At 63.1% G+C, this 17,051-nt stretch carries 17 protein-coding genes; 3 read left to right on the forward strand and 14 right to left on the reverse strand.

What is annotated here, in order from left to right:
* Genes AOT96_RS27645 through lspA form a run of 3 tightly spaced genes read right to left on the reverse strand, consistent with a single transcriptional unit; the run spans position 1 to position 2,290 of the window.
* Positions 1-684: a hypothetical protein gene (locus AOT96_RS27645; protein ID WP_065352581.1), complete on the reverse strand. Its 684-nt coding sequence runs from the start codon at positions 682-684 to the stop codon at positions 1-3.
* Positions 681-1,607: an RluA family pseudouridine synthase gene (locus tag AOT96_RS27650; protein ID WP_007733161.1), complete on the reverse strand. Its 927-nt coding sequence runs from the start codon at positions 1,605-1,607 to the stop codon at positions 681-683. The genes AOT96_RS27645 and AOT96_RS27650 overlap by 4 nt, the downstream gene beginning before the upstream one ends.
* The gene (gene lspA / locus AOT96_RS27655; protein WP_003941684.1) at positions 1,604-2,290 is read right to left on the reverse strand and encodes a signal peptidase II; all 687 of its coding nucleotides are present in this window, start codon (positions 2,288-2,290) and stop codon (positions 1,604-1,606) included. Before lspA ends, AOT96_RS27650 begins: the two co-directional genes overlap by 4 nt.
* Positions 2,291-2,358: 68 nt before the next feature.
* Here lspA and AOT96_RS27660 point away from each other — a divergent pair, with 68 nt between their 5' ends.
* From AOT96_RS27660 to AOT96_RS27670, 3 genes are all read left to right on the forward strand, one after another.
* On the forward strand, positions 2,359-3,285 hold the full coding sequence (locus tag AOT96_RS27660; protein WP_065352582.1) for a hypothetical protein: 927 nt from the start codon (positions 2,359-2,361) through the stop codon (positions 3,283-3,285).
* A complete protein-coding gene (locus AOT96_RS27665) occupies positions 3,282-4,049 on the forward strand; it encodes a sensor domain-containing protein (RefSeq protein ID WP_231917360.1) in 768 nt (255 codons plus the stop codon). The genes AOT96_RS27660 and AOT96_RS27665 overlap by 4 nt, the downstream gene beginning before the upstream one ends.
* 142 nt (positions 4,050-4,191) lie before the next feature.
* Positions 4,192-5,583, forward strand: a complete 1,392-nt coding sequence (locus tag AOT96_RS27670; protein ID WP_042921836.1) for a glutamate decarboxylase — start codon at positions 4,192-4,194, stop codon at positions 5,581-5,583.
* 83 nt (positions 5,584-5,666) lie between these two features.
* Here AOT96_RS27670 and AOT96_RS27675 read toward each other — a convergent pair whose 3' ends face one another.
* The 11 genes from AOT96_RS27675 to ftsZ all read right to left on the reverse strand — a co-directional run bounded on the left by AOT96_RS27675 (position 5,667) and on the right by ftsZ (position 16,831).
* Positions 5,667-6,155 carry a hypothetical protein gene (locus AOT96_RS27675; RefSeq protein WP_371713249.1) on the reverse strand — a complete coding sequence of 163 codons (489 nt, stop codon included), beginning with the start codon at positions 6,153-6,155 and terminating at the stop codon, positions 5,667-5,669.
* Between the two features lie 131 nt (positions 6,156-6,286).
* The gene (locus tag AOT96_RS27680; RefSeq protein ID WP_042452844.1) at positions 6,287-7,651 is read right to left on the reverse strand and encodes a DNA polymerase IV; all 1,365 of its coding nucleotides are present in this window, start codon (positions 7,649-7,651) and stop codon (positions 6,287-6,289) included.
* A 36-nt stretch (positions 7,652-7,687) separates the two neighbouring features.
* A complete protein-coding gene (locus AOT96_RS27685) occupies positions 7,688-8,026 on the reverse strand; it encodes a TfoX/Sxy family protein (RefSeq protein ID WP_003941748.1) in 339 nt (112 codons plus the stop codon).
* A 68-nt stretch (positions 8,027-8,094) separates the two neighbouring features.
* Positions 8,095-11,208 carry an isoleucine--tRNA ligase gene (gene ileS, locus AOT96_RS27690; protein ID WP_047270136.1) on the reverse strand — a complete coding sequence of 1,038 codons (3,114 nt, stop codon included), beginning with the start codon at positions 11,206-11,208 and terminating at the stop codon, positions 8,095-8,097.
* A 281-nt stretch (positions 11,209-11,489) separates the two neighbouring features.
* Positions 11,490-11,804 carry a hypothetical protein gene (locus tag AOT96_RS27695; protein WP_047270105.1) on the reverse strand — a complete coding sequence of 105 codons (315 nt, stop codon included), beginning with the start codon at positions 11,802-11,804 and terminating at the stop codon, positions 11,490-11,492.
* 49 nt (positions 11,805-11,853) lie between these two features.
* Entirely contained in the window at positions 11,854-12,681 is an 828-nt protein-coding gene (gene wag31 / locus AOT96_RS27700; protein ID WP_003941722.1) for a DivIVA-like cell division protein Wag31, read from the reverse strand.
* A gap of 126 nt (positions 12,682-12,807) precedes the next feature.
* The gene (locus AOT96_RS27705) at positions 12,808-13,086 is read right to left on the reverse strand and encodes a YggT family protein (RefSeq protein WP_003941780.1); all 279 of its coding nucleotides are present in this window, start codon (positions 13,084-13,086) and stop codon (positions 12,808-12,810) included.
* A gap of 189 nt (positions 13,087-13,275) precedes the next feature.
* On the reverse strand, positions 13,276-13,926 hold the full coding sequence (locus tag AOT96_RS27715; protein ID WP_003941752.1) for a cell division protein SepF: 651 nt from the start codon (positions 13,924-13,926) through the stop codon (positions 13,276-13,278).
* 85 nt (positions 13,927-14,011) lie between these two features.
* Complete coding sequence (locus AOT96_RS27720; protein ID WP_007733204.1) at positions 14,012-14,761, reverse strand: YggS family pyridoxal phosphate-dependent enzyme; 750 nt, start codon at positions 14,759-14,761, stop codon at positions 14,012-14,014.
* A 6-nt stretch (positions 14,762-14,767) separates the two neighbouring features.
* The gene (gene pgeF, locus AOT96_RS27725; RefSeq protein ID WP_007733207.1) at positions 14,768-15,535 is read right to left on the reverse strand and encodes a peptidoglycan editing factor PgeF; all 768 of its coding nucleotides are present in this window, start codon (positions 15,533-15,535) and stop codon (positions 14,768-14,770) included.
* 108 nt (positions 15,536-15,643) lie between these two features.
* A complete protein-coding gene (ftsZ, locus tag AOT96_RS27730; RefSeq protein WP_003941788.1) occupies positions 15,644-16,831 on the reverse strand; it encodes a cell division protein FtsZ in 1,188 nt (395 codons plus the stop codon).
* Positions 16,832-17,051: the final 220 nt, after the last annotated feature.

The raw sequence follows: 17,051 nt of genomic DNA on the forward strand, positions 1-17,051 counted from the left end.
TCACGGGACCGGGCCGTCGTCGGGGCCGGGAGCAACGACGTCCACGTACTCCGGCAGCAAGGGGCGGACGGCTGCCAGCCACGGCGAGGCGTCGGACGGCAACGCTTCCACTGCACGGACGTTCGAGTCATGTTCGATCGCTTCGAGTCCTTCGGGAGTAGCTCGCACCAGCACGCCCACCGCGCAGGCGCACCCGGCGGACAATCGCTTCGCCGACGCGAGCGCCACCTGTTGCTGACGATCGGTGTCGCCGCCGAGCGAGACCAGTCGCGTGGCTGCAACCCCGGGCGATCTGCGCACTGCTTCGTCGTTGTCGGGCACGGGCACCGACATGAGCGGCGTCTGGACGCGTTCGATCGGAACTCGGAACATGACCCTGGACACGCGAACGCCCGAGACCTCAGCGCCCGGCACCTGAACACTGCTGGTCGACGTGATGACCTCGCCGACGGTGAGTGCCTTCGTGAACGAGACCAACGCCCACGCCGGCCCGTCGACCGACGCAACAGAATCTCGCGCTCGGTCGAGGTAGTCCGGGACAGCTTCCCCGCTGTCCGGACCCAGAGTGTCCGTCCGGATCGGCGGGGTCGGCACGGGATTCGCGAACCCCACGCCCACCACCGCCGCCACACCGACCACCACCGCGACGACGGCCAGCGCGGGGGTAAGCCCGCGCGGTGTCATGAGGACCGGAGAACTTCGAGTGCGTGTTCGAGATCCTTCGGGTACTTGCTCTTGATCTCGACCCAGCGACCGTCCGCCGGATGTGCGAATCCAAGAGACACGGCGTGCAACCACTGGCGCTCGAGGCCGAGCCTTTCGGCAAGTCGAGGGTCCGCGCCGTAAGTCAGGTCGCCGCAGCACGGATGGCGCAACGCCGAAAAGTGGACACGGATCTGGTGTGTGCGACCGGTTTCGAGGTGCACGTCCAGCAGACTCGCTGCCTGGAACGCCTCGATGGTGTCGTAGTGCGTGACGCTGGGCTTGCCGTCGGCCGTGACCGTGAATCGCCAGTCGTTCCCGTGATGGCGTCCGATGGGCGCGTCGATCGTTCCGCTGCTCGGGTCGGGATGTCCCTGCACGAGAGCGTGGTAGCGCTTGTCGATGGTCCGCTGCTTGAAAGCGCGCTTGAGCAACGTGTACGCGCGCTCGGATGTGGCAACCACCATGACACCCGACGTTCCGACGTCCAGACGGTGGACGATGCCCTGACGCTCGTGGGCACCGGACGTCGAGATGCGGAAACCGGCCGCGGCAAGTCCGCCGATGACGGTCGGTCCCGTCCACCCGACGCTGGCGTGCGCGGCAACTCCGACGGGCTTGTCGACTGCCACGACGTCGTCGTCGGCGTAGAGGATCTCCATTCCCTCGACCGGTGTCGCTTCGATGGTCAGGGGCCGCGGCGGTTCGGGCAGGACTACCTCGAGCCACGACCCTGCGGTCAGACGATCGGACTTGCCGACGGCCACACCGTCGACGAGTACCGAGCCTTCTTCCGCGAGTGTCGCGACCACGGTGCGCGAGAGTCCGAGAAGGCGCGCGAGGCCGGCATCGACGCGCATGGCATCGAGACCGTCGGGCACTGGCATCGAACGGGATTCCCTCACTTGGTTTCTCCCTCGGCTGCAGCCTTCGATTCGGTGAGCTTCTTGTCGTCCGCCTTGTGATCACGCAGGCGTTCACCGTTGGGTTCGAAGCCGAACAGTGTCAGGACGACGAGCAGAATCGCGCCACAGACGATCGCGGAATCCGCGATGTTGAACACCGGCCACCAGCCGACGGAGACGAAATCCACCACATGTCCGCGCATGATTCCGGGAGAGCGGAAGAATCGGTCGACGAGGTTACCCAGCGCGCCGCCGAGAACGAGGCCGAGACCGAGCGCCCACCACGGTGATCGGAGCGTGCGACCGATCTTGATCACACCGATGACCACACCGATTGCGACGAGAGTGAGGATCCACGTCATCGACGTCGCCATCGAGAACGCTGCCCCCGGATTGCGCACCATCGTGAATGTGACCACGTCACCGATGATTTCGATCGGCTGCCCCGGTTTGACCGCGGCGACTGCCCACACCTTCGTGAGAATGTCCGAGAGCAGGATGACAGCGGCGATGGCAATGAGCATGGTCAGCCGGCGGGGCTTTTCGACCGGCGCAACCGCCAGGTCACCGTCTTCCGATTTCACGGCTTCCGGTTTCACGGTTTCGGGCTCGTCGGCCTTCGAGATTTCGGTAATCGGCTGATCCTCCGCGTTGACATCTCGGTCTGGGTGGTCTGTACTCACGCAACCATCATCCCTCATGTTCACCGCACCGGGTCACGCACTCTGCAACTGCGGCTAGCCTGGAGCGCGTGCCACTGCTGTCCACGACCGGCCGACGCGTTCCGTTCGCCCTCGCTGCCCTCGCTCTCACCACCGTTCTCACCGCTTGCGGCGACTCGGATCAACCTCCGAACACCCCGACCTCCTCGCCGAGTGAGGTGACTGTTCCGGTGACCGCCGCGACGGTCGAAGTTCTCGAGGCGGGAAGCGAGCCGCGCGAGGTTTTGCGTACGAGCTTGCCTGTCGGCACCACGCAGACGGCGACGCTCGTCACCCAGGCCGTCGTGAGTCAGCAGATCGATCAACAACCGGCGCAGGATTTCTCTTCGCCGGAGATCACGATCCCGCTCTCGGCAAACGTGACCGCTGACGATCCCACCGCAGTCGTTGACCTCACGCTGTCGTCGATGACCTCGCCCGATGCAACGCTGCAGGCTGCGCTGAGCGGGGCCGACGGGTCTGCGGCCGGATTGTCGGTCACGGATTCGGGCGCCATCACCGCCCTACGGTTGAAGCCCTCCGCCAACTCGGCCAATGCTGCCCGCGCTGCAATCGAACAAGCGCTGGGCCAAGCGGTCTACCGGACCGTCGCACTCCCCGACGCTCCGGTCGGTGTCGGCGCACGTTGGGTGGTTCGGCAGCAAGTCAGCAGCGAAATCCTGCTCGATCAGACAACCACCGTCACGCTCACCGCGCGCGAGGGCAATCGGCTTTCGCTCGCGGTGGACGTATCGCAGACCCCGCAGAGCCCGGTCTGGAACCTGGCCGGTGACGCCGGAACGCTGAACATCGATCAGTACGTCATGGCCGGCTCCGGAAACCTCACCGTCGACCTCTCACTCCCCTTGCCGATCGACGGACAGATGACCGTCGGCGGCGACCAGGCATACGGCGACCCGGACAGCTCCTCGGTGATCCGGCAGACCATCTCCAACAGCATTCGGTGGGAATCGTGACACGCCGGTCGCTTCTCGCACTTGGTCTGACCGCAACGGCGGCACTGTTCGTCGTGACCGGTTGCGGCTCGGACGACTCGCCTGGTGCCGACACGACTACGCAGGTTTCCGCCCCACAGGTCGGCTTGGCGCCGTTCACGGCTGCTCCGGCCGCACCGCTGAGCGGGGCGCCTCTCGACCGTGACGGCCTGCAACGAGCCGCGCTCACCCTGTCCGAGCTACCTGCGGACTTCGACATAGTTCCCGACCCGGTCGACGACCTCGGCCTCGCACCGGCGCCGGAGAATTCGGAGGCGGACAAGTCGAGCACCGACCCCGCCGTCTGCGCCCAGGTTCTGGCGCCGATAGCCACCCAGGCTCCCGGATCGGTCGCCGACCTCTCCGACATGTTCACCGGCCCCGATTTCACGAGCATCGATCAGGACTCTGCTTCGTACGCCGACGGCACCGCGGCAGCAGCAGCTTTCGAGAAACTTCAGACCACGCTGGCTGGGTGTGCGGAGTATTCGGGAACCGATGCCGACGGAACGACAATCACCTATCGCGTCGGCGGAGCGTCGGACCCGAACATCGGCGATGCGTCTTTCGCTTTCCGAATCATCACGGAGAGTGGCGGTTTCACCTTGGTTGCCGACGCGATCGTGGCCGCAGTCGGGACGACGTTGACTCAGCTGTCCGCGACGGCGCCGAGTCCGATCGCCCCCGATGTTCTCCACTCGATGGCATCGGCCGCCGCAGATCGCCTGCGCGCACAAACGCCCTGACAACGAGCGGATTCGTCCTGTCTCGGCCTTTCGCGAATGATTCGGGACCACAGACCCTTTGACAACTGCCCGTCCACACTGAACGGTGAGAGTAGGTACGAAACAGACCAACGCGACACACTGATGTGAGGAGCCAGAGTTCATGCCGGAACCCAGAAGGTCAGATCACACCGATTACGTAGCCGTCAATCCGATCTTCTCGAGGCCTGGCGAGGATTCGGTTGCATCGAAGTACACACTCGAACCCGATGGCATGCTTCCCGAGACCGCGTATCAGATCGTCCACGACGAAACGATGCTCGACGGCAATGCGCGGCTCAATCTCGCGACGTTCGTCAGCACGTGGATGGACGATCACGCCACCAAACTGTATGCCGAGTCGTTCGACAAGAACATGATCGACAAGGACGAGTATCCGCAGACCGCCGCGATCGAAACCTATTGCTGGCGCATCCTTGCCGATCTCTGGCACTCACCCTCCCCCAAGGACGCAATCGGCACCTCGACGATCGGTTCGTCCGAAGCCTGCATGCTCGGCGGCCTGGCGATGAAACGACGCTGGCAGCACGCACGAAAAGCCGCGGGCAAGTCGACCGAAAAGCCAAATCTCATCATGAGTTCCGCGGTCCAGGTGTGCTGGGAGAAGTTCTGCAACTACTGGGACGTCGAAGCGCGTTACGTGCCGATCAGCGAGGAACACCGCACCCTCGACGGTCACGATCTGGACAAGTACGTCGACGAGAACACCATCGGCGTCGTCGCGATCATGGGCGTCACGTACACCGGGATGTACGAGCCGGTCCTGGAAATCTCGAAGGCACTCGATGCGATCCAGGCGAAGACGGGACTCGACGTCCCCATCCACGTCGACGGCGCTTCCGGTGCGATGATCGCACCGTTCCTTCAGCCCGAACTCGAATGGGATTTCCGACTACCGCGCGTCCACTCCATCAACACCTCGGCGCACAAGTACGGGCTCGTCTACCCCGGCCTCGGCTGGGTGGTCTGGCGATCGCAGGATCTACTTCCCGACGACCTCGTCTTCAAGGTGAGCTACCTCGGCGGCAGTATGCCGACCTTCGCACTGAACTTCTCGCGTCCCGGCGCTCAGGTGATCCTGCAGTTCTACTTGTTCCTGCGTCTCGGCCACGACGGCTATCGCGCGATCCAGCAGTCCTCCCAGGACGTGGCGAAATTTCTCGCCGAAGGGATCGGGAAACTCGACGCGTTCGAACTGTGGAACGACGGTTCCGACATCCCGGTCTTCGCGTGGCGCCTCGCCGAGGGGCACACGTCCAACTGGACGCTGTACGACCTCTCGGACCGGTTGCGAGGCAAGGGCTGGTTGGTGCCGGCCTACCCCATGCCGGACGATCTCGCGGATCTGACAGTGCAGCGCATCGTGGTTCGTAACGGACTGAGCATGGACCTGGCGGCCAATCTGCTGCGCATCATCGAAGAGGAAACCGCGTTCCTCGACGAACTGGACAGCCCGATGCCGCGGCCGCGCGTCACCGAGGGATTCCATCACTGACGTCGCTTACCGCGTGAAGAGCGGCCGCCCACTCCCCTTCGGGAGTCGGCGGCCGCTCTGGTGTTTCAGGTGTTACCGAGAGATCAAGCAGCGCAAGCCGGCGAGGTCAGACCTGCAACGCCGACGATCTGGCAAGCGGTGGTCTTCGAGAGCTTCCAGACGCCGTCTTCGTAGACGAACGACGCCTGCAGGCCCTGCTGCAGCGGCTGGCCGTTGACGACGATGTTCAGCGAAGCTGCTGCCGTCTCGCTGCCCGTGTCGGTGACCGGGTCGAGGATCTCGACCTGCGCGCCGGCAGCCTTGGCGGCAGCGGCGACCTGGTTGATCAGCTCGGGATCAGCCTCGGCGCCCTGGACGAGGTTGACCTTGTCTGCGGCCGGAACGCTCTCGTCGAGTGCCTGAGCGACCTTGGCGTTGAGCTCAGGGGCGGTCGGCAGAACAACCTCGGACGTGGGTGCCGCAGAGGTGGTGGTCGTGGGCTTCGCCGAAGTCGTCTTGTCGGAGTCTCCTCCGTCTGAACCACACGCGGTCATCGTCAGGGCTGCTGCGATCGCCACGGCTGCAACGGTCATCTTCTGAAGCTTCAACTTCTCAGTCCTATCCATTCGGGTGTTCACATTCGAGCGTCAGTCGAACATCGTGCTTGCTCGAGGATCGTCGACAACATTACCCAACGGTAAGCGGAAAAAGTCTAAGGACATCCTCAGAGAAGGCTGTCGACCGCATCTGCTACCTCGAGCACCTCATCGGATTCGGCAAAGGTTTTGGCGATTCCCGTTCCGCTGGAACGGGTTTCGAAGCGAACGGTGACCACACCGTGCCCGGCGCCCTGCACCCAACCGTGTCCGTATTCTGGATGCTTCACGTCCAAACCGGGGTGCCAGTAGCGCTGAGGGACACGTGCTGCCACCGGAACGTCGAGTTCGGCCTCATCGAGGGCACCAGTGAGAGTCTCGACCGGATAGCCGGGAACATCCTGATCCAACTCGGGAAAAAGTGATCCTTGCCGAACGGTGGACAAACCGGCGAATCCCACACCGACCAGGCGAATCGGCCCCAATTCCTGTGGATCGATGACCTGTTTCTGCGCAGTCGCAATGAGGATTTGGCGGTCGATGGTGGCAAACGGCAGCGTCACGGATCGAGTCAAGATACTCATATCGGACTTCTTGAGCTTCAGTACGACGGTGCGAGCAGCTCTTCCGTCCTTCTCCAGCCTGGAAAATGCTGCACGACCACTACTTTCGACGGCCGCGCGCAGTTGCGCCATGGTGACGATGTCTGCGGCGAACGTGGATTCCGCGCTGATCTGCTTGGATTCGGCACGCTCCGCGACCGGTCGATCGTCGATCCCCTGAGCGAGGCGGTGCAACCCCGGTCCGACAGTGGTTCCGAGTATCGACGCCACCTCCGCTATGGGAGTGCGGGCAAACCCTCCGATGGTTTCGATGCCGAGACGCTTGAGCTTTTCCTCGGCAACAGGGCCGATCCCCCACAGCTTTCGCACCGGCAGTGGATCGAGCAACTCGTGCTGCATCCCGGGAGGAATCACTGCGACGCCGTCGGGCTTTGCCAGTCCCGACGCGATCTTGGCGACCTGCTTACCTGCGCCGGCCCCGATCGAAGCGACCAACCCGGTCTCGGCTTTGATCAACGCCCGCAGGTCCTCACAAAACGCGCGGACCTCGTCAGCTCCGACACCGGCCAACTCCACCGGTTCCCCGAAAGCCTCGTCCACCGACAGTTGCTCGAGGATCGGCATACGAAGGCGCAACGCGTCGAACGTGCGTTTACTGAGAACCGAGTACAGGGACATCCGTGGCGGCAATACCACCGCTCCACCACCGACCATCCGGCGTGCTTGATGCATCGGCATTGCCGATCGCGCACCGAAAACTCTCGCTTCGTAACTTGCCCCGGCCACCACCCCGCGCCCGCCCAAGCCGCCGACCAGCACCGGGCGACCTCGCAGAGTGGGACGCGTCAACTGCTCGGCGGAAGCGAAAAACGCATCCATGTCGAGATGCAGCACCCACCTACGACTTCGTGTGGGATCACCTTGATTCATCGGGCGTTACGGTTCTCTCAAAAGTAGGTGCAGAATTTACGTCCGCGCCTTCTTCTTCGGCGACTTCTTCTTCGGCAGGGGCAATACGTCGGCAGTCCGTTGAATGAAGGCGTGCAGGTGATCGAGGTCCTGCAACCGTTCCTCCGTCACCCGGTAATAATCCTTCGCTCCCGGGTACGGCGGAGCCAGATCGGCCTCTGATCCGAACTCCGTACTGACCTCGGTGGGTTTGACGAACAGAACGTCTCCGCAGATCAAGCCCACGATCTTCTCGTCGCAATACAGTCCGTACTCGCCGAACATCGCCCTTGCCCGCACGTCGAGCGGTTCCAACTGCTCGAGAATGCGCGCCACGGTTTCCTTGCTCGTGCTCATGAGAGCAAACTACTCCGGCACCCCGACATACAGACATTCATCGGGGAGCCGGAGTAGATATGGCGGTATTAGACCTTCGTGATCGCGGCGCGGATACCGTCACCGAGATCGACGGCGTCGTCTCCCGCTTCACCCACCGAGAAGGAGGTGGCCAGAACCTCACCGGCGATCAATTCGCGATGACGCTCCGCCCACTCCTTGCAGTCCTGCGGAACCTCGAGCACGACGTTGATCCGGTCCGAGACGTCGAAACCGGCAGCACGGCGCGCATCCTGCAACTGACGGATACGGTCCTTGGCCCATCCCTCGGCTTCGAGTTCCTCCGTCACAGCGGAATCGAGTACGACCAGTCCCGCACCGTCCGGCAGTGCTGCCGTCGAATCCGGCTCGGCCGCAACCAGTTTCTGCGTGTACTCCTCGGGCAGCAGTTCGATGCCCGCCGCAACCACGACGCCGTCCGCGTTCTCGGTCCAGTCGCCCGCCTTGACCGCCTTGATGACAGTCTGAACGGACTTGCCCAGACGCGGTCCTGCAGCACGCGCATTGACCGCGATCTCGAAGCGCCCGTGCACGTCGACGTCATCGGTCAGATCGACCTTCTTGACGTTGACCTCGTCGGCGATCAGTCCGAGGAACGGACGCAGACGCTCGGCATCCGGCGCCGCAACCGTGACCTCGGGCAGCGGAAGACGAACACGCAGATTCTGCGCCTTGCGCAGGCTCAGCACCGTGGAGCACACGGTCCGGACGTCGTCCATCGCCGCTACCAGCTCGGGGTTCGCGGGGAGCTCCGACGCCTCGGGCCAATCAGCCAGGTGAACCGAGCGCTCCCCGGTCAGCCCGCGCCAGATCACCTCGGACACCAGCGGCAACAGCGGCGCAGCGAGACGCGTCACGACCTCGAGCACGGTGTGCAGGGTGTCGATCGCGTCGCGATCCTCGTCCCAGAACCGCGAACGCGACCGTCGCACATACCAGTTGGTGAGTGCGTCACAGAACAACCGAAGCTCGTCGCACGCGCCGGCGATGTCGTTGACCTCGAGGGCCTCGGTGATCACGTCGCGGGTGGTAGCGAGCTTGGCCAGGATGTACTGATCGAGGATGTTCTCCGAATCGGTACGCCACACACCGGATTCCGGCGCGTACAACTGCAGGAAGCTCCAGGCGTTCCACAGCGGGAGCAATGCCTGACGCACACCTTCGCGGATGCCCTGCTCGGTCACGATGAGGTTTCCGCCGCGCAAGATCGGCGAAGACATCAGGAACCATCGCATGGCATCGCTGCCGTCGCGGTTGAACACCTCCTTCACGTCCGGGTAGTTGCCCTTGGACTTGCTCATCTTGAGTCCGTCGTCGCCGAGCACGATGCCGTGCGCAGCAACGGTTTTGAACGCCGGACGATCGAAGAGTGCGGTGGCCAGCACGTGCAGCGTGTAGAACCAGCCGCGAGTCTGCCCGTTGTACTCGACGATGAAATCGCCCGGGAAATGGCCCTCGAACCATTCACGGTTCTCGAATGGGTAGTGCACCTGCGCGTACGGCATCGAACCGGATTCGAACCAGCAGTCGAGCACCTCGGGAACGCGGCGCATCATCGACTTCCCGGTCGGGTCGTCGGGGTTCGGGCGGACCAGGTCGTCGATCATCGGGCGATGCAGATCGGTCGGACGCACACCGAAGTCTGCCTCCAACTGATCGAGCGATCCGTAGACGTCCGTACGCGGGTACTGCGGATCGTCCGACACCCACACCGGGATCGGGCTGCCCCAGTAGCGGTTTCGGCTGATGTTCCAGTCGCGTGCACCTTCGAGCCACTTGCCGAACTGGCCGTCACGGATGTGCTCGGGCACCCAGGTGATGTCCTTGTTCAGCTCGACCATGCGATCGCGGAACTTGGTGACCGCGACGAACCACGAGGGAACCGCCATGTAGATGAGCGGCTGCCCACTGCGCCAACTGTGCGGGTACGAGTGCTCGATCGTCTCGTGCCGCAGCAGCTTTCCAGCGGCCTTGAGGTCCTTGATGATGACCGGGTTGGCGTCGAAGACCATCAAGCCCTCGTACGGCGGAACCATCGAGGTGAACTTTCCACCCGGATCGAGCGGCTGCACGACCTCGATACCGTTGGCCGTGGCGACATCCATATCCTCCTCACCGAAAGCCGGTGCGAGGTGGACGATTCCGGTTCCGGAATCGGTTGTCACGTAGTCGGCCGAAAGCACGACGTGCGCGTTCGGATGTCCGAGGAAGAAGTCGAACGGCGGTGTGTACGACAGTCCGACCAACTCGGCGCCCTTGTGACGGGAAACGACCTCGGGGTCCTCCCCCAGCTCACGTGCGTAATGAGCAACCCGTGCTTCCGCGAGCACGTACCGCTTTCCGTCCTCGCCGAGCACCTGGACGTAGTCGACCTCGGGATGAACCGCAGTGGCCAAGTTGGACGGCAGTGTCCACGGAGTCGTGGTCCAGATGATCGCGTTTGCGCCGTCCAATGGTGAACCCGGAGCGACCAGCGGCATGTCGACCGTGACTGCAGGATCCTGACGCATCTTGTACGCGTCGTCGAGACGAGTCTCCTGATTGGACAGCGGAGTCTGCTCGTACCAGCTGTAGGGCAGCACGCGGAAGCCCTGATAGATCAGGCCCTTGTCGTGCAGCTCCTTGAAGGCCCACATGACGGACTCCATGAAGTCGACGTCCAGGGTCTTGTAGTCGTTGTCGAAGTCGACCCAACGTGCCTGGCGGGTGACGTAGTCGCGCCACTCGTCGGTGTACTTGAGCACCGAGGCCTTGCAGTACTCGTTGAACTTGGCCAGACCCATGACTTCGATCTCGGCCTTGTCCTTGATGCCGAGTTGCTTCTCCGCTTCGAGTTCTGCGGGCAGTCCGTGGCAGTCCCAGCCGAAGCGTCGCTCGACCTTGCGTCCACGCATGGTCTGGAAGCGCGGCACCAGGTCCTTGACGTACCCCGTCAGCAGGTGACCGTAATGCGGCAAACCGTTTGCGAAGGGCGGTCCGTCGTAGAAAACGAACTCTTCGCTGCCGTCCCGATTGGAAACCGACGCACGGAAGGTGTCGTCGTCGTCCCACTGTTTCAGGACTTTCTGTTCCAGTTCGGGGAACTTGACTCCGGTGTCGGCGGGGACACCGTAGTCGACTTTGGGATACCCGTTACTCGCCATGGCGATCTCCTCGTGCCAGTCGGACTCGGCACGGGGACGACGTGGCGCTTGTGCGCCGACACCGCGGTACCACCCCGTTTGCACCCCGTAGATCCGCGCTTGGATCCCGAGGTGCCACTCGATCGAGCTGTGACGGGCTCACCCGTTCGGTTCTACTGAGTTCTGGGCGCCTGAAGCGACAAGAACCGTTCTTCCGAAAGCTCCCCGGTGATTGCCGGATCACAGCCTGGTATTCGTGTTGGACAGTCTAATACTCGTCCTGGACCTTGTCGGAACTCGCCCTAGGACTTGTCGGGGCCACCCGGCGACTCGCCATGATTTCTCTGATTGTCATCGTTGGCGGTGGCTGCATCGTCGATCGACGAATCCGAGGAACTCTCGACTCGACCGTAAGGCGACGACATTCCGCTGCCCGATGCCGGGTCATCCAACGAAGGAACCGCCTTCCTGCTGGTCAGCGCACTGACCAGCAGGAGGACGGCACCTGCTACACAAATCGCGATACATGCCCACGCCCAGATCAGCGACCCTGTGGTCAGGGCGACGATCAGGAGAGCGAAACCAACTCCCGCGAGAACCAACGTCACGACCAGCACGTATCAACCTTTGTCCGGTCCGATAGCTGAGCCGACGGGGCGCTCTCGGTCAGCTGTTTCCCTTGGCGAAGGACGGGCTGTAGGAATCCTGTCCACCGTCGACCGGAACGGCCGAGCCGCGCTGTTCGAGCTCTTCGAGCTGCGATTCCAGGTAGGACTTCAGGCGCACCCGGTACTCGCGTTCGAACGTCTTGAGCTGCTCGATACGGCCCTCGAGGACCGAACGCTGCTGGTTGATGGTCGCCATGATTTCGGTGTGCTTCTTCTCGGCGTCCGCCTTGAGAGCGTCTGCCTTCTCCTGAGCCTGGCGAAGCTGGGTCTCGGAGCGAGTCTGAGCGTCGGTGAGCATCGCCTCCGACTTGTTGCGCGCATCCGCGATCATGCCGTCAGCCTTGCTGCGAGCCTCGCTCATGAGCTGCTCGGAGTTGGTGCGGGCACTGCCGAGCAGCTGCTCGGACTCGGTCTTGGCATCGTTGGTGAGGCGATCCGCCATCTCCTGAGCCAGTCCGAGGACCTTTGCGGCCTGCATGTGGGTGTCGCCACTCTGCGGCGCTGCAACGGCAGCGGCGGCGGGAACCGGCGCTGCAACAGGTGCAGGCTTGGGCGGTTCGACGACCCGAGCGGGCTCCGGCTTGGGCTGCGCTGCGACGGGTGCTGCCTGCTGAGCAGGTGCCGGCGACTTCTTGGCAGCCGCGAGCTCCTGATCCAGCTCACCTACGCGCTGGCGCAGGTCCGCATTCTCTTCGATGAGCTGCGACAGCGCCTGCTCGACGAGGTCGAGGAATGCGTCGACCTCGTCCTCGTTGTAGCCACGCTTGCCGATAGGCGGCTTGCTGAACGCAACGTTGTGCACGTCAGCTGGAGTCAGTTGCGGCATGGAAGGATCCCTTCACGCGTCATTTGGCGGTCTAGCAAGCATTCAGTTGCAACACAGTCTACGTAGTGGCGAACCACTGGATGAGTTATGGCATCCATTCTGGCATACCACTCACTCGGACTGCGCTCAGCGAACAACCGACATCAGGATGATGACGATGAAAAGCAAGACCATGATGGATAGATCCAAGCGAACTCCACCGAGGTTGATCGGGGGGATCAACCTGCGGAGCAGTTTCACCGGAGGATCGGTGATCGTAAAAATGGTTTCGAGAATGACTGCGACCAATCCGGTCGGTCGCCAATCTCTGGCAAACGAACGAACGAACTCGACGATCACTCTGCCGATCAGCAACAGCCAGAAGACAACCAGCACCAGATAGATCACAGAGAGAAGCGCGTCCACACCCTCACTCTGCCTGACTTCTGCGGTGTGTCCAAAACAGACACACCGCAGCAATTCCGGAACCGGTCCGCATCGAGTCCGTCTTGTAACGGCCGGCGATGGGTCCGAATGCGGCGTCCGCCGAGGCGGGCCGCCGTTCGAATGTGCTCACGTCACCCCTGCTCAGGGGCCGGACTGCGGTCGAGACCATCATTTCTGGCTGTAGAAACCCGTCTCGGCGATCCGACGGCGCTCCTCGGCGGAAACGTCGATGTCGGCCGGTGAGAGAAGAAACACTTTGGTGGCTACCTTGTCGAAAGAACCACGCAATGCGAACGCCAGGCCGGCCGCGAAATCGACCAGACGCTTCGCGTCGGCGTTGCTCATGTCGACCAGATCCATGATGACGGGAGTGCCGTCCCGGAACCGCTCACCGATCGTGCGGGCCTCTGCGTAGCTCTGCGGACGCAGTGTCGTGATCTTGGCGAGCGGGCCGCCGTCGTCGACAACCGGCGCACGTCGCGCTTCGGGTCGCTCTGCGCGCGCGTCGACCGCGAGGTTGCCACGGCTTGCCGGGCGCGGCGCCATCGCCGGGCGGCTGCTGCGGCTGGGAACGGTGTCGACGCGGGGCCGGGAATCGTAGCGATCGAACTCCGCGTCCTCTTCGTCACGACGACTGGGCGCGTAGCTCGCCTTCGAGAAGGCAGGTTCGACGAACTCGCGGTCGTCGCGCTCGGCATAGCCGTCGTGACTACGACGGGGTGCGCGGCGAGCCTGATCGGGCTCCTCCACGTATTCGTCCTCGTAGTCATCGAGGGGAACCATGCCGAAGTAAGCCTTGAACTTATGCAGGTTGCTCATTGATCGACCTTCCTTGGCGCGGCGGAATCAATCCGACTGCGACCGGTCGCAGCGGTGTGGACGGGTTGGGCGATCACCTGAGCGATCACCTCGAGATTACTGGTCGTGAGCCGAGCAGTGCGGTTCCGACACGCACGCAGGTTGATCCGTGGCGCACTGCAGCCTCCAGATCGCCGGTCATACCGGCCGAGAGTTCGGTTGCCCGGGGATGCGATTCGAGGATCAAAAGATGTGCCCTGCGGAGGATTTCGAACTGCTCGTCCGGATCTGATCCAAGCGGCGGGACGGCCATCAGTCCCGCGAATTCGAGACCTTCGGCTGATTCGATCCGCTCGGCGAGAGGCGTTAGTTCGCCCGTCGGAACTCCGCCACGCGCGGGGTCTCCGTCGAGACTTACCTGGATGAGCGCCCGGAGCGGCTCCGTGCGCTCACCGTCCGACAAAGCACTCAGCGCAGCCCGATCGAGTGCATCGACCAGTCGCGCACTGTCCACCGAGTGAATTGCATAGGCCCACTTCGCTACCGACCGAGCTTTGTTGCGCTGCAACTGTCCGATCATGTGCCAGCGAACCGGATCATCGATCGCGCCCGTCTGTGCAGCGCCGTCGAAGTCCGCGACCTTCTCCACTGCTTCCTGCTCACGAGACTCACCGAATTCACGGCAACCCAGTTCGTACAGGATTCGAGCGTCGGACGCCGGAAAGAATTTGGTCACCGGCAGCAGTGCTACGTCGGAAACCTCGCGACCGGCGGCAAGGCAGGCGGCCGCCAATCGCGCCCTCACCGAGTCGAGTGCCGTCGATATTTCTGTCAGCCGCATTTCCGTCTCGCGCATTTCTGCCTAGACGGTTTCCTGCGCTGCGGGCGCTTCCATCCAGATCACTGCAGCTTGACGCCCGGTCAGAGATTCTCGGCGATGACTGAACAACGCGCGATCCTCGATCGTGCACCGCGGGTCCTCGGCGACACCGGACACACCCGCGGCGAGCAACTGCTTACGCAGTCCCGCACGCAGATCGAGCCCCGGCGTGCCCTTCTCGGTGCGAGTTGCGCTGCCCGGCAAGTGCTTTTCCACGTCCGCGCGCATCGCAGCGGGAACCTCGTACTGGCGTCCGCTCGCAGCCGGACCGAGGAAGGCGCCGATACGCGAAACGTCCGCGCCCTGACGCACCATCTCCGCGAGGACGCGCGGGACGATACCGATGCGGGCACCGATCCGTCCGGCATGAACGGCCGCGATCACACCGGCCTCCTCGTCGGAGAGCAGAACGGGAACACAATCTGCACTGAGGGTGGCTAGCGCCAGGCCGGGAACAGTGGTGACCAGAGCATCCGTCACCGGAATCACTTCGTCGGTCGGTTCCGTCACGACAGTGACGTTGCGCGAATGGATTTGTTCCATCCACACGAGATGGTCAGGCTCGACGCCTATTTCGCGAGCCAGACGTCGGCGATTCGCATCGACGGCTGCCGGATCGTCTCCGACGTGATCGCCCAGATTGAACGACTCGTACGGTGACGCGGAAACACCACCGGCTCGGCTGGTCACGACGCGGCGAATGCGGGTGCGGGTGGTCGACTTCTCGGTACTCAAGATAAGTGTGCTCACAAACGTCGAAAGTTGTCGTCCGGCTCAGACGTGACCGGACATCCAGTCAAGAACAGGGTACCCAGAAATTCCGGGCACCCTGTTCTCGAAACTGTTTGTAGCCCTACGTCAGCGACGCATGAAGACCGGCACGTCGACGTCGTCGTCGCCCTCGTCTTCCTGGACCGGCGCATGGCGGGGGCCACCGATCGGAGGCAAGCTGCCCGAACCGGTGGTCTCGCGCGCTGCGGAAATCGGCTGCTCGCCAGCAGGTTCGGCGGCCACCGGCGACCGGCCGACCTCACCCGCGCGCCCGGCGCCGATAGCTCCACGTCCCTGCGCGGTCGACTCCACGGGACGACGAGCCGGAGCTCCTCCGTCGAATCCCGCAGCGATGACCGTCACACGAACCTCGTCACCGAGTGAATCGTCGATGACCGTTCCGAAGATGATGTTGGCGTCGATGTGGGCAGCTTCCTGCACCAGCGAAGCCGCCTCGTTGATCTCGAACAGGCCCAGATCGCTACCGCCGGCGATCGACAGAAGCACGCCGCGGGCGCCTTCCATCGAAGCTTCGAGGAGCGGGGAATTGATCGCGGATTCCGCCGCCTTGATCGCGCGTCCCTCACCCCGCGAGGAACCGATTCCCATCAACGCACTACCGGCACCGGACATGACACCCTTGACGTCCGCGAAGTCGACGTTGATCAGACCCGGAGTGGTGATGAGGTCGGTGATGCCCTGGACGCCGTTGAGGAGAACCTCGTCCGCGCTGCGGAACGCGTCCATCAGGCTGACGGCCGCGTCACCCAGCTGGAGCAGGCGATCGTTGGGAATGACGATCAGTGTGTCGCAGGACTCGCGGAGCGCCTGGATTCCGGTATCCGCCTGTCCCCCACGACGCTTGCCCTCGAAAGAGAACGGTCGCGTCACGACGCCGACGGTGAGTGCGCCCAGCTTCCGGGCGATGCTTGCCACGACAGGGGCACCACCGGTTCCGGTGCCACCACCCTCGCCTGCGGTCACGAACACCATGTCGGCGCCCTTGATGACCTCTTCGATCTCGTCCTTGTGATCTTCGGCTGCCTTGCGACCCACTTCCGGGTCGGCACCGGCGCCGAGGCCACGGGTCAATTCACGACCGACGTCGAGCTTGACGTCGGCGTCACTCATCAGAAGGGCTTGCGCGTCCGTGTTGACCGCGATGAACTCGACTCCCTTGAGTCCCTGTTCGATCATGCGGTTGACTGCGTTCACGCCGCCGCCGCCGATGCCGACGACCTTGATTACGGCGAGGTAGTTGTGCGGGGGCGTCATCGGCTCTCGCCTTCCGTGTCGTGTTTCACGCTGCTTGTCAGTGCTGCTGTCTTTTTACTGCTGCTGTATTTGTTACTGCTGGTGTATTTGGTACTGCTGGTGTATTTGGTACTGCTGGTGTATTTGGTACTGCTGGTGTATTTGGTACTGCTGGTGTTCGAGATAAACTCTAAACCTCAACCACAGGGTTAGAGTTATGTCAAGTATTCGATCTGAAACG

The sequence above is a fragment of the Rhodococcus sp. 008 genome (assembly GCF_001682295.1).
Taxonomy (GTDB): domain Bacteria; phylum Actinomycetota; class Actinomycetes; order Mycobacteriales; family Mycobacteriaceae; genus Rhodococcus_F; species Rhodococcus_F qingshengii.